Here is a 13,219-nt window from a genome sequence, read left to right on the forward strand (position 1 = left end):
TGGGCGATTTCCTAGTTAATTCAGGCGAGTTCGGTCAGACCATCATCAGCAGCACGGCAACAAAAATGCTGCCGGCGGAGAAGGTCATGGTCCGAGACGACCAAGTGTTGAACCAACCTTGAAAGCTGGCGAGATCACGGGTCAGGGAAGTGGGCTGGCGACTCCAGGACTGTCGGTCGAGGCGGAAGAACACGTAGATCTTCACCATCGCGCCGACGATCTGGTTGTAATAGAGAATCGCCGGGTAGGCCGGGCCGATCCGGTGACCGGACAACGACAGCAGCAGGGTCAGGATCAGGCGGGTAATACCGATCCACAGCAGGTAAACGAGGATGAACGCGGTGCCGTACTTGAAGCTGGCAATGATCGCCACCGTCAGGCCCAGCAATGAAGTCCACATCGACACGCGCTGATCGAACAGCACCACCGAGGTGAACAAACCGAGGCGTTTAACCCCCAGGCCCAGGGCACGGGCGTTCTGGCGCAAGTTGTTGCCGTACCAGCGAAACATCAATTTGCGACTGGCCTTGATGAAGCTTTTTTCCGGCGGGTGTTCCACGGTGTGGATCGCGGCATCCGGCACGTAGAACGTGTCGTAACCCAGACGCATCAGGCTGAACCAGCTCGACTTGTCGTCACCGGTCAGGAACTTGAAGCGACCCAGGCGCCAATGTTGCAGCGAGTCGCTTTCCACGTCGGCGATGAAGTCCGGGTTGGTAACGACCGTCGCGCGAAACACCGACATCCGGCCGGTCATGGTCAGTACGCGCTTGGACAAGGCCATCGAGCACATGTTGATGTGGCGCTGGGCAAATCGCAGTTTGTGCCATTCGGCCATGACGTAACCGCCACGCACTTCGCAGAACTCGTTGGTGGTCAGGCCGCCGACGTTGCCGAACAGCTGGAACCACGGCACGGTCTTGAGTACGACGCCAGGGGCGAGCACGGTGTCGCCATCGATCACGGCCACAACAGCACGGTCGTCCGGCAAGTGACGGGAGATGGCGCGGAAACCGTAGGCCAGGCCATCGCGTTTGCCGGTGCCGGGAATGCGCACGAAATCGAGCTTGACCCGATCCGGTGGATTCATCCGGGCCCAAAGGCTTTTCACCAACAGCTCATCGGACATTTCGACGATGGAGCAAACCATGGTGGCGGGCAGACCGCAGTCAATCGCTTCGCGGATTACCGAGCTGTACACCTGCGCCGTGGTCAGCGCGTCGATGCGAAAACTGGTCACCATCAAATAGACATGAGACGGGTTTGCCGCTGCGCCCAGCTTGCGCACTTTGCGCCGCAGGTGCGGATAAACCACGTACAGAAACAGCATCCCGCGCAGAAAGTGCGTGGCACCCATCGAGTAACGCCAGATCCCGATGAAGCCGATCAGGAAGATAAAGTCCTTCGACTCGGAGTCGAACGTGGACGTAGGCAACACCATGGCGATGCCCATCAGTAAACTTAGGTAAAACAGCCAACCGGCGGCCTGAAGTAGGCCGTGCTTTAGCCTGTGCATAATCTGCATCCGTCTCTATCTCGGGCGAGCCTGTGGGGTGGCCCGATGGGGTTAAGGCAGGCGAAAAAGCCGGGAGGGTTTGCAGTCTCATCGAGCACCGCAAACCCTCCCGATACCGCTTGTTACCAGCAGATGCCTTCAGTCCGGCCACTCACGCTGGTGGCTTTGGACATGAAGCCGACCAGGTCGACCACTTGCTTGCCGGCTGGAGCTTCCTGCGCCAGGGCGCGGAATTTCTCGTCACGGTTACCAAGGATGATCACGTCGGAGTTGGCGATCACGTCGTCGAAGTCCGAGTTGAGCAAGGACGAGACGTGAGGGATCTTCGACTCGATGTAGTCCTTGTTCGCGCCGTGGACACGAGCGTATTCGACGTTGCTGTCGTAGATGCTCAGGTCGTAACCCTTGCCGATCAGCATTTCCGCCAGATCAACCAGCGGGCTTTCGCGCAGGTCATCGGTGCCGGCCTTGAAGCTCAAGCCGAGCAGGGCGACTTTGCGTTTGTCGTGGCTGGAAACGATGTCGAAGGCGTTCTGCACCTGGGACTCGTTACTGCGCATCAGCGAGTTCAGCAGCGGCGATTCCACGTCCAGGGCACCGGCGCGGTAGGTCAGGGCGCGCACGTCTTTTGGCAGGCACGAGCCGCCGAACGCGAAGCCTGGGCGCATGTAGTACTGGGACAGGTTCAGTGTTTTGTCCTGGCAGACCACTTCCATCACTTCGCGACCGTCGACGCCACACGCCTTGGCGATGTTGCCGATCTCGTTGGCGAAGGTCACCTTGGTGGCGTGCCACACGTTGCAGGTGTATTTGATCATCTCGGCGACAGCGATGTCCTTGCGGATGATCGGTGCGTCGAGTTCTTCGTACAGCGATTGCAGAACGTCGCCCGACGCTTTGTCGAACTCGCCGATAACGGTCATTGGCGGCAGGTCGTAGTCGGCGATCGCGGTGCTTTCACGCAGGAACTCAGGGTTCACGGCAACACCGAAGTCGATACCGGCTTTTTTGCCGGAGCAGTCTTCGAGGATCGGGATGACAACGTTTGCGACAGTGCCCGGCAGGACGGTGCTGCGAACCACGATGGTGTGGCGGGTGGTCTTGTCACGCAGGACAAAACCGATCTCGCGGCACACGGCTTCGATGTAGTTCAGTTCCAGATCGCCGTTCTTCTTGCTCGGCGTGCCGACGCAGATCATCGACAGGTCGGTGTCACGAATCGCTTCGGCGAAGTTGGTCGTGCCGCGCAGTTTGCCTGTCGCGATACCCTTCTGCAGAAGTTCGCCCAGACCCGGTTCAACGATTGGCGATTTGCCAGCGTTGATCATATCGATTTTGTCTTTGGCAACATCGACGCCAATGACGTCATGGCCCCGTGCAGACAGGCAACCGGCACAGACTGCGCCGACGTAACCCAAACCAAATATGCTGATGCGCATCGCAATTACCTCAGTGTTTTATCAAGCCATTACATGGCCGGAGTTAATGGTGTTCAGCGGTCATAGTGCACGCGCAAGTGCGGCTTATAGGCGCCACAATGCCGCGTGCAGGCATACAAAGTTCCGAGCGTCTAAATAAGATCACTCAAAATGTGCGCAACTAGGCCTTATTATTCTGATGTGCCCTGTTATGCAGCCGGTCTTCCAGTCAGAAGACAACGTGCAAAGGTCTTGCGCGCTCAAAGCCAGGCCGTGAAGCCCGTAAATCAAGCGGTTTAGTGCTCAGGCGAGCACGTTTATAGGGGCGCAGCCTTGGCCTTGAAAGGGGATAGTCATAGGCGTATCTCCTGTCCTTAAATGTGTTGCCAAAATCAAAGATCAGTCTGCTGAAGTTAATGTGACAACTTTGCTAGGTGGATCTCTTCTCTGCGTAAGTTATCTCGTACACGCATTGAGATAATCGTTACCGGTGGTATGAACTACGCATTTGGACATAGTTCCTGTCCACCCATCGCGATTTCTGAAATTTCTTGAAATATTGAAGAAGATGGCACTGCTTTCACACTGATAGCAATGTCGGTTTGGCCCTTTATATATTGGCTAATTCTCGGCTTGGTAGTTTTGTGCCACTACTGAAAAAAATTTTCAGTGCCACTACTGAAAAAAATCATGGAAGTCGAGTGAAACAAAAGTTAGAAATCGGAGTGTGGTTTTTTTGGCGTCAAGAGGTCGACGAATAGGCGGGGGATTGTTAGACGATCAAGCGTCGGCGCACGACTGTTTTGCAAGTCGCACACCGATCAAATGCTTACTCTGAAGTGGGGTTGCGCAGGAATACCAGATTGTCCGGTTTAGACTGTTCGGCGCTGTACCGATAACCTTCAATATCAAACTCTTTCAGGTCTGCCGGATCGTTGATCCGCTCTTCAATGACGTAACGGCTCATCATGCCGCGCGCCTTCTTCGCATAGAAGCTGATGATCTTGTATTGGCCGTTCTTCCAGTCCTTGAACTCGGTGTTGACGATGCGCGCGTTCAGGGCGCTGCGCTTGACCGCCGAGAAGTACTCGTTGGAGGCCAGGTTCAGCAGCACGTCATCACCCTGATCGGCCAGGGCTTCGTTCAGCCATTCGCTGATCCGCGTGCCCCAGAAGGCATACAAGTCCTTGCCACGGGCATTCGCCAGTTTGGTGCCCATTTCCAGGCGATACGGTTGCATCAGGTCCAGTGGGCGCAGCAAGCCGTACAGGCCGGACAACATGCGCAAATGCTGTTGGGCGTAATCGAAATCGGCTTCGCTGAAGGTTTGTGCGTTCAACCCGGTGTAGACATCACCCTTGAAGGCCAGCAATGCCTGTTTGGCGTTGTCCGGGGTGAAGGCCGGAGTCCAGCTGCCGAAACGCGCCGCGTTGAGCCCGCCGATCTTGTCGGAGACGTGCATCAACTCGCTGATCTGTGCGGGCGTCAGCTCGCGCAGTTGCAGAATCAACTCCTGGGAGTGATCGAGGTATTGCGGCTGGGTGAAACGTTGGGTGGCCGGCGGTGTTTCGTAATCGAGGGTCTTGGCGGGGGAAATCACCATCAGCATGAAGTCGTCTCCTTTAATCGTGGCGCCGATTCTAGGGGGTTGGGCCGGTTGACTCCAGCTATCACGTTCATAGGTGATCGGTGGCCATCCACGAACCTTGTGGGAGCGGGCTTGCTCGCGATGACGGCGGCACCCTCAATATCGATGTCGCCTGATACGCCGCAATCGCGAGCAAGCTCGCTCCCACAGTGCTGCGGGAATGCGGGCCGGATCAGCTATAGTGCCGCGCGGGTTTTGTTATGGAGACATCCCATTGCGTATCGTTTTTCTATTCTCGGCCTGGCTCTTGAGTTTCGGCGCCATGGCGGCACCGGGCGACGTGGCGACACTTGATCGCAGCACCTGGCCTGAACAGCTCAATAACCCGACGCTGTTTGATGTCGCTTCGCGGGCTGAGATCCTCATGTTTGCGCGCGTACTGCTGGCCAGCGAATCGCTGGATGAGCCCGCTCTGGCCCAGCGCCTGGGGTTGCGCACGATCAACCTCGAATCGGTCAACAACCTGCGCCAGCGCCTGTGGCAGCGCCTGCTCGCCAACTACAACTTCGCCCAGCGCAGCTGCGATCAGGATGCCTCGTTCTGTTTCCTGGTCGAAGACCTGGACACCCTGCGCCAGCAAGCGGCCAAGTTTCAGCTCAGCGATGACAGCTATTACATCAAGTGGTCCGAACCGAGCCGTTTGTTCCATGCCCAGTACCTTGACGAACAGTTGCGCAAGGCCGCGCTGTTCCCACAAGTCAGCAGTGAAGTCGATCGTTTTGGCGACTATGAGCGCAACGGCGACGAGATGCATGACCGCCTGTTTTTGCTGACGTTCGACAGTGCCGCCAATGCCACGCCGGACAACACCGACTGGGTGGCGCAATACCTGCGCAAGGCCAACATGAGCGGCACGTTCTTCGTGCTGGGCAAGGATATTCAGGCGCGTCTGGCCGAGCGCTCGGTGGCCAGTCTGCAAGCGACGTACTCCACGCAGTGCATCGGTGTGCAAGGCTGGGAGTTTCGCTCCCACAGCCATTGGCAGGACTGGCAGGATTCCGTGCGTCGCAGCGTCGAACTGGTCAAAAGCAAACTACCGGAAAACTATGTGCCGCTGTTTCGCCCACCCGACGGACAGCGACGCTCGGATGCCGAAAGCTTCTTCAAGGCTCAGGGCTTGCAGGTGGGCTTGTGGGACATCGATGCCCAGGACGGCGCTGGCAAGCTCAAGGGCAGCGCGAGCGCGCAACGCGTGTTGACGCTGATGCTGTTGTGGCGGCACGGGGTGATTAATTTCAATGTGAAGCAGGATGCGGTGAAAACGGCGATGCCCTGGCTCATCACGCAAACGGCGCAAAGCGGGATCGGTTGGGAGGACTGTCAGGACGCCTTTCGCTGAACGCGAGAAAGCCAGCAATCATTGGGGATGATGGCCAGGAGGGGGGATTTTTCAGAGGATTTCGGTGCAGGCGGACTTCCGACTTTAACGGGGTGATGGCCATCCGCCTAGTGTTATTGGTCACTCTGAAAAATAAACATCAAAAAAACGTCAAAGTACTTTTTTCTGTCATGGGTTTTGGAGTATTACGAAGACAGACCGCCGAAACCTGCAGACAGGTGGCGTCTTCCAAGACCCCCATTTGTGTGCAGTTCACTTGAGTCCTCGCAGGTGAATTCGGCAGTCACTTCGAGGCGCAGCACTGTAAAGGTATTGCGTCGAATGGCTCCCACAAAGGTGACCGAGTATGGATGATCACGGACGTAGTTCTTCCTCCAACCAGCCAATCCTTTATGTACTCGATACCAACGTATTGATTCACGATCCAAACGCCCTGCTTAACTTCGAAGAACACCACGTTGCCATTCCGATGACCGTGCTTGAGGAGCTGGACAAGCTCAAGAGCGGGCATCACAGCGTGGCCGCGGAATGCCGTCAGGCGATTCGCCTGATCGACAAGACCCTGGGCGATGCCAGCCCTGAAGATGTCGAGCTGGGTGTGCCGATTCAGCGTGGCAAAGGCGGGCCCAAGGGTTTGCTGTCAATTCTGATGAGCAAGCGTGCCGAGCCGAACATCATTCTTCCGGAACACCTGAACGACAACATCATCATCAACCAGTTGATTGACCTGCACGCGCGCGAGCCCAAGCTGCCCGTGGTACTGGTCACCAAAGATATCAACATGCGCCTCAAGGCCCGCGCGTGCGGGATCGCGGCCGAGGACTACAGCACTGACCAACTGGTTGATGACGTATCGCTGCTGCCCAATGGTTATCACACCATGGACGGCTCGTTCTGGGATCGCGTGAAGAATGTCGAAACCCGTCAGGACCACGGTCGCACCTGGCATCAGGTGCAACTGATCGACAACCTGCCGGCTGTGCATGTCAATGAATTCATCATCGACGAACAGGGGTTTGTCGGCTGGATCAAGGAGATCGAGGAAGACCGCCTGCTGATTCTCGACCTGCATCAGGAACCCCTGTTGCACCAGGAAGCCTGGGGCCTGAAACCGCGTGACATCTATCAAAGCCTGGCGCTGTATGCCTTGCTGGATCCGGATATCCACCTGGTCAACCTGACCGGCGCCGCCGGTTCCGGTAAAACCATCCTGGCCCTGGCTGCGGCGATCGAGCAGACCATGGTCAGCAAGCGCTACCGCCGGATCATCGCGACCCGTAGCGTGCAGGGCCTGGATCAGGAGATCGGTTTCCTGCCTGGCACCGAAGCGGAAAAAATGGAGCCTTGGCTGGGCGCTATCACCGATAACCTCGAAGCCTTGCACATGGACGATGAAAACACCCATGGCAGCGTCGATTACATCCTCAGCAAAGTGCCGTTGCAGTTCAAATCCCTCAACTACATTCGAGGTCGCAGCTTCCAGCAAAGCCTGATTTTGATCGATGAATGCCAGAACCTGACGCCGCACCAGATGAAAACCATCATCACCCGTGCTGGCGCCGGTTCCAAAGTGGTGTGCCTGGGCAACCTGGCGCAAATCGACACCCCTTACCTGTCCGCGACCAGTTCCGGGCTGACTTACCTGACCGAACGCTTCAAAGACTTCCCCAACGGTGTCCACATCACCCTGCAAGGGGTGCCTCGTTCGATTCTGGCCGAATACGCCGAATCGCATTTGTAACGTTCACCAACGAACCGGGCGACCTCACAGTCGCCCGGTTTTTTTAGGCTCAGCACAATTCAAAATGTGGGAGTGAGCCTGCTCGCGATAGCGGACTGTCAGTCGACGTGGAGGTGACTGTCACTCCGCTATCGCGAGCAGGCTCACTCCCACAGGGTTCAATGTGATCGGATAATCGTGCGTGCGGAAAATTGACCCGCAGGTTTACAATCGACGCTCCTGATCAGGAGTATCCCTGTGCTGACTCATCTCGATTCCCAAGGTCGCGCCAACATGGTCGACGTCACTGAAAAAGCCGTGACGTTCCGTGAAGCGACGGCCCAAGCGCTGGTGCGCATGCTGCCCGAAACCCTGCAAATGATCGTCAGCGGCGGTCATCCCAAAGGCGATGTGTTCGCCGTGGCGCGCATCGCCGGCATCCAGGCCGCGAAGAAAACCAGCGATCTGATTCCCTTGTGCCATCCGCTGATGCTGACCGGCGTCAAAGTCGAACTCAGTGCCGAAGGCGAGGACACGGTGCGCATCGTCGCGCGTTGCAAGCTGTCCGGGCAGACCGGCGTCGAGATGGAAGCACTGACCGCTGCCAGCGTTGCCGCACTGACGATCTACGACATGTGCAAAGCCGTCGATCGGGGCATGACCATTGAAAGTGTGCGGCTGCTGGAGAAAGTCGGCGGCAAGAGCGGCCATTTCCAGGCGGATCAGCCATGAACCTCACCGTGAAGTTTTTTGCCCGTTACCGCGAAGCGCTCGGAATGGATTCGTTGAACGTTGAAGGCAATTTCGCCACGGTCGACGACGTGCGCGCCTTGCTGGCCCAGCGTGACGGTGCCGAGGTGCTGAGCGAGCAGAACCTGATGTGCGCCCGTAATGAAGACCTGTGTCAGCTCGATGAACCGGTGGCGGACGGTGATGAAGTGGCGTTCTTTCCGACCGTGACGGGGGGCTGATCATGGCCATTCGCGTGCAGTCCACGGCATTCGATCCGGGTGCTGAAGTCAATGCGATGCACGCCGCCAATGTCGGCGTCGGCGCGGTGGTGAGTTTTGTCGGTTACGTGCGCGACTTCAATGACGGGCTCGACGTGGCCGGGATGTTCCTTGAGCACTACCCGGGCATGACCGAAAAGGCGCTCGCCAAGATTGCCCTTGAGGCCGAGCAGCGATGGCCGTTGCTCAAGCTTGAAGTACTGCATCGGATCGGCGCCCTGGAGCCGGGCGAGCCGATCGTCTTCGTTGGCGCCGCCAGCGCCCACCGCCAGGCCGCGTTCGATGCCTGCGCCTTTGTCATGGACTACCTGAAAACCCGTGCGCCGTTCTGGAAGAAAGAAAACACCCGTGAGGGGCCGAGATGGGTGGAAGGGCGTGACAGCGATCATGCGGCGGCGGATCGCTGGAAGCAGTAGATCTTCAGAGTTCTCAAGTACGCCATCGCGAGCAGGCTCGCTCCCACATTGGAATGCGGTCAACTGTGGGAGTGAGCCTGCTCGCGATGAGGCCATCCGCATCACTGAATAACTTCCTGACTTCTCACCCGACCATCGGCCAGACTCAACCCTGTTCAGCCGATTGACGATCTATACATAAAAGTCCAGTATGGAATTATAAGTACAAAAAAGGCGTTTCCCGTTTCTGCTCTTTCTTCTGTCTTGCCAAACCAACAACAACCCGCGAGAGAACGAACATGAAGAAATTCCCCCTCATCACCGGTCTGGCGCTGAGCCTGTTGGCGTGCAGCTCTGTGTTCGCCGCTGACAAAACCCTGCGCATTGGCATCGAAGCCGCCTATCCGCCATTCGCATCCAAAACCGACACCGGCGAGATCGTGGGTTTCGACTATGACATCGGCAACGCCTTGTGCGCGCAGATGAAGGTCAAATGCGTGTGGGTCGAAGGCGAGTTCGACGGCCTGATTCCTTCGCTGAAAGTGAAGAAAATCGACATGGCGCTGTCGTCCATGACCATCAACGAAGACCGCAAGAAGTCGGTGGATTTCACCCACAAGTACTACTTCACTTCATCGCGCCTGGTGATGAAGGACGGCGCGGTTGTCGATGACCAATACGCCAGCCTCAAAGGCAAGACAGTGGGCGTTCAGCGTGCAACCACCACCGACCGTTACGCGACCGAGGTTTTCGAACCCAAGGGCATCAACGTCAAGCGCTACGGTAACAACGAAGAAATCTACATGGACCTGGCAGCGGGTCGACTCGACGCCATTTTTGCCGACACCATTCCATTGAGTGACTTTCTGTCGATGCCGCGTGGCAAGGGCTATGCCTTTGTCGGGCCGGAACTCAAGGACCCGAAATACGTCGGCGAAGGTGCGGGGATTGCGGTACGCAAGGGCAATACCGAGTTGGTCAGTGAACTGAACACCGCCATCGACGGCATCCGCGCGAGTGGTCAATACCAGAAGATTTCCGAGAAATACTTCAAGTCCGACATCTACGGCGACTGATCGATAGCTATCGCGAGCAAGCTCGCTCCCACAATGGACCTGTGTAGCAGGACTAATGTGGGAGCGAGCTTGCTCGCGATGGGGCCCGATCAGCCAATAAAAATCTTAGCCCTTCAATTCCTTCAAATGCTTGTAAACAGTCGCACGTCCCATGTTCAGCACATTGGCCACATAGTTCGATGCGCTTTTGCCCTTGAAGGCCCCTTCGGCGTGCAGTGCCAGCACCAGTTCGCGTTTGTGGTCGCGTGTCAGCAGGTTCAGGCTCAGCTGACGTTCACGCAGCCAGGCGTGCAGGAACGTATTGATCCGCTCCTGCCAGTCATCGCGAAACAGTGCGTCCGGTTGCGGGATGAGCTTGCTTGGCGACAGGAACAAATCAAGCGCCGCTTTAGCGTTTTCGAACAGCGAAATATTCAGATTGATGCACAGCACCGCCAGCGGATGACCTTCGCTGTCGCGCAGCACGCTGCTCAGACTGCGAATCTTCTGACCATCCCAATTGAGCTTTTCGTACGGCCCGATGTTTCGTTCGCTGATGTCGTCGCTGAGCATGTCTTCCAGCGCGGCGTCATCGCCGACTTCCCGCTTGGACAGGTTGTTGGCGATGTAGTCGATTTTTTGCGTGCGCAGGTCGTGCAGCACCACCTCGGCGTGGGGGAAGAACAGGGTGGCGATGGCATCGGCGATCGCGCGGTAGTTGTCCAGGGCCGGGTCTTTTTCAGGTGCATTCATACGGTGGAGCTCCAGGCAGCGTCAGCGCCCTGCAAAAAGGGCGCTGGAAGTTTGCCGCAATCGTGTCGGCACGTCACCTGAGGACGAAATCAGCCCAGGCGAGCGGGGGATAGCATCTCGGCATCCAGACCGAAACGAGTGAGCGGCTCGGGCAAGGCTTCGCCGCGTACCAGCGCCGCGCTGGCCTGGCCCATGGCCGGTGAAGTCTGGATGCCATAACCGCCTTGTGCCGCGACCCAGAATAGCCCCGGCACTTGCGGATCGAAGCCGCTGATCAAATCGCCATCGCTGACGAAGCTGCGCAGGCCGGCCCAGGTGCGGGTCGGGCGGCGGATGGTCAAGGTGGTAGCTTCTTCGATCTGATAGATGCCCATGGCGATGTCCAACTCTTCAGGCTGTACGTCGTGGGGCTCGACCGGGTCGGCATTGGCCGGCGAGCCAAGGAACATCCCTGCGTCGGGTTTCATGTAGAAGGATTCATCGAGGCTGACCAGCATCGGCCAATGGTGAATGTCCACGCCCTCGGGACCGGCGAAGATGAACGCCGCGCGCCGTTTCGGTTGCAGGCCCAGCGGTTTGGCGCCGGCCAGTTCACCGATCTTGTCGGCCCACGCACCGGCGGCATTGATGAGAATCGGCGCAGTGAAGGTCGCTCCGTTGGTTTGAACCTGCCACAGACCTGCAGCATCACGGCTCAGACCCAGTACTTCGCTGTCGGTGTGGACTTCGCCTTTGTTGCGACGAATGCCGCGCAGATAACCCTGGTGCAGGGCATCGGTGTCGATGTCGCTGGCGGTCGGGTCGTAAATGGCACCGTGGACTTTTTCCCGGCGCAGGATCGGCAGGCGCGCGCAGGCTTCGTCGGCATTGAGCAGTTGCATCTCAGGCACCGTGGCTTTGGCGCTCAAGTATTGGTTGTTCAGTTCGGCCGGATCGCCGGTGAAGTCCACGGTCATCTCGCCGCGCGGGGTCAGCAGCGGGTGTTCGCAGAACCCGGTCGGCGGGGCGTCGAAAAACTCGCGACTGGCCTGGGTCAGCGCCCGCACCTGCGGCGTGCCATAGGCTGCGGTATACAGCGCGGCAGAGCGTCCGGTGGAGTGATAGGCCGGATGGGATTCGCGTTCGAGCACAATCACACGGGCGTGTTGCGACAACCAGAAACCGGTGGAAGCGCCGGCAATCCCGCCGCCGATGATGATGAAGTCTGCCTGGCTCATGAACGTCTCCTGTGGGGCGTAAATGCCAATGGTATCGGTGCCCTCTGTGGGAGCGAGCCTGCTCGCGATAGCGGTGTGTCATTCAACATTGATGTTGACTGACCCGATGCTATCGCGAGCAGGCTCACTCCCACAGGGGGGATGGTGTTAAGGCTGTAGGCGGTAAATGGCGTTTGCCAGCGCGATGTCTTCCAGGCCCAGGCCGATGGAGCGGAAGAACACATGGCGATCGTAGTCAGGCCGTTGCACTTTTTCACTGAGCAGATCGGGCAAGTCGCCGATGATCGAGCTTTTGTCCCAGCCATGTTGCTCGCCTGCGATCAGCATTTCACCCGCCGAGCCCGGAGTGGTCAGGCGATAGTCGCAGAACACGTGCATGTCCTTGAGGCTCTGCGGCGGCACTTCATGGGCGCGCGGCGCATTGGTGCTGATGGACGTGATCAGTGCCGGTTTGCTCAGGCTTGCCGGATCGATCACCGGACCTGCGGACGAGGTGCAGAGCATGATGACATCGGCGTCATGAATGGCGGCTTCACGACTGTCGACGAGGGTGAGGCGTGGATCGAGGTTTTTGAGCTGTGCCAGTGCCTCGCAATCCAGTTCGTTCAAGCCTGGCGAATAAAGGCTGATGCTCTGCCATTCGCGCAGATCCTTGACGTAATGCAGGTGTGCCTGAGCCACTTTGCCGCTGCCGATAATCGCCAGGCGTTGTGCTTGCGGTGGGGCGAGGGCGTCGATGGCGACGGCGGTCGTTGCGGCTGTGCGAGCGGTGGTCAGCTCGCCGGCATCGCATAGCAGCAGCGGTTGGCCGGTCTGCATCGACATCAACAACGTCCATGCAGTCACCAGCGGACCCTGCTCACGGACGATGTAAGGCGAAGTCTTGACCCCGTAAACGCCGTCTTCGGCCAACACGCCCAGATAGTTGATGAAATCACCGGCGCCTTGGGGAAATTCCACTAGTTGCTGAGCTGGTTGCACAGCTTGACCGGCAGCCAGGTCGCGAAACAGTTTGCGCAGGATCTTCGGCACATCCACCTGTGCCAGCAGCTCGCGGGCCTGAGATTGGTTGATCACGTAGGGCGTACTGGACATGGTCGGCTCCGAGCTAAAGTAAACTAATTTGTCCATTATGGACTTTTAGTTGT

General features: G+C 57.9%; 12 protein-coding genes. 6 read left to right on the forward strand and 6 right to left on the reverse strand.

The window, feature by feature from the left end; translation table 11 throughout:
- Positions 1-34: 34 nt before the first annotated feature.
- The 3 genes from alg8 to yaaA form a co-directional block, all read right to left on the reverse strand.
- Entirely contained in the window at positions 35-1,516 is a 1,482-nt protein-coding gene (alg8, locus tag ACM6I0_RS27685) for a mannuronan synthase (RefSeq protein ID WP_414923780.1), read from the reverse strand.
- Positions 1,517-1,638: 122 nt separating this feature from the next.
- Entirely contained in the window at positions 1,639-2,955 is a 1,317-nt protein-coding gene (locus ACM6I0_RS27690; protein WP_285430957.1) for a nucleotide sugar dehydrogenase, read from the reverse strand.
- 808 nt (positions 2,956-3,763) lie between these two features.
- Positions 3,764-4,543 (reverse strand): peroxide stress protein YaaA, encoded by a 780-nt coding sequence (gene yaaA / locus ACM6I0_RS27695; RefSeq protein ID WP_414923781.1) that lies wholly within the window; start codon positions 4,541-4,543, stop codon positions 3,764-3,766.
- A gap of 253 nt (positions 4,544-4,796) precedes the next feature.
- Between yaaA and ACM6I0_RS27700 the strand changes: the two genes are divergently transcribed.
- The 6 genes from ACM6I0_RS27700 (at position 4,797) to ACM6I0_RS27725 (ending at position 10,122) form a co-directional block, all read left to right on the forward strand.
- Complete coding sequence (locus tag ACM6I0_RS27700; RefSeq protein WP_285430959.1) at positions 4,797-5,921, forward strand: polysaccharide deacetylase family protein; 1,125 nt, start codon at positions 4,797-4,799, stop codon at positions 5,919-5,921.
- A 346-nt stretch (positions 5,922-6,267) separates the two neighbouring features.
- Entirely contained in the window at positions 6,268-7,662 is a 1,395-nt protein-coding gene (locus tag ACM6I0_RS27705; RefSeq protein WP_285430960.1) for a PhoH family protein, read from the forward strand.
- Between the two features lie 237 nt (positions 7,663-7,899).
- Positions 7,900-8,373, forward strand: a complete 474-nt coding sequence (gene moaC / locus ACM6I0_RS27710; RefSeq protein ID WP_285430961.1) for a cyclic pyranopterin monophosphate synthase MoaC — start codon at positions 7,900-7,902, stop codon at positions 8,371-8,373.
- Positions 8,370-8,612, forward strand: coding sequence for a molybdopterin converting factor subunit 1 (gene moaD / locus ACM6I0_RS27715; RefSeq protein ID WP_414923782.1), 243 nt, complete (start codon positions 8,370-8,372; stop codon positions 8,610-8,612). The genes moaC and moaD overlap by 4 nt, the downstream gene beginning before the upstream one ends.
- Before the next feature lie 2 nt (positions 8,613-8,614).
- Entirely contained in the window at positions 8,615-9,067 is a 453-nt protein-coding gene (gene moaE, locus ACM6I0_RS27720) for a molybdopterin synthase catalytic subunit MoaE (RefSeq protein WP_285430963.1), read from the forward strand.
- Between the two features lie 278 nt (positions 9,068-9,345).
- Positions 9,346-10,122: an ABC transporter substrate-binding protein gene (locus ACM6I0_RS27725; RefSeq protein ID WP_285430964.1), complete on the forward strand. Its 777-nt coding sequence runs from the start codon at positions 9,346-9,348 to the stop codon at positions 10,120-10,122.
- A gap of 105 nt (positions 10,123-10,227) precedes the next feature.
- On the opposite strand, the gene ACM6I0_RS27730 is transcribed toward ACM6I0_RS27725, so the two are convergent.
- From ACM6I0_RS27730 to ACM6I0_RS27740, 3 genes are all read right to left on the reverse strand, one after another.
- Positions 10,228-10,854, reverse strand: a complete 627-nt coding sequence (locus ACM6I0_RS27730) for a transcriptional regulator (protein WP_285430966.1) — start codon at positions 10,852-10,854, stop codon at positions 10,228-10,230.
- Between the two features lie 89 nt (positions 10,855-10,943).
- Entirely contained in the window at positions 10,944-12,071 is a 1,128-nt protein-coding gene (locus tag ACM6I0_RS27735) for an NAD(P)/FAD-dependent oxidoreductase (protein WP_414923783.1), read from the reverse strand.
- A gap of 147 nt (positions 12,072-12,218) precedes the next feature.
- Positions 12,219-13,166, reverse strand: a complete 948-nt coding sequence (locus tag ACM6I0_RS27740; RefSeq protein ID WP_414923784.1) for an ornithine cyclodeaminase family protein — start codon at positions 13,164-13,166, stop codon at positions 12,219-12,221.
- Between the last annotated feature and the right edge of the window lie 53 nt (positions 13,167-13,219).

This window comes from Pseudomonas sp. IT-P294, from assembly GCF_949767865.1.
Classification (GTDB): Bacteria; Pseudomonadota; Gammaproteobacteria; order Pseudomonadales; family Pseudomonadaceae; genus Aquipseudomonas.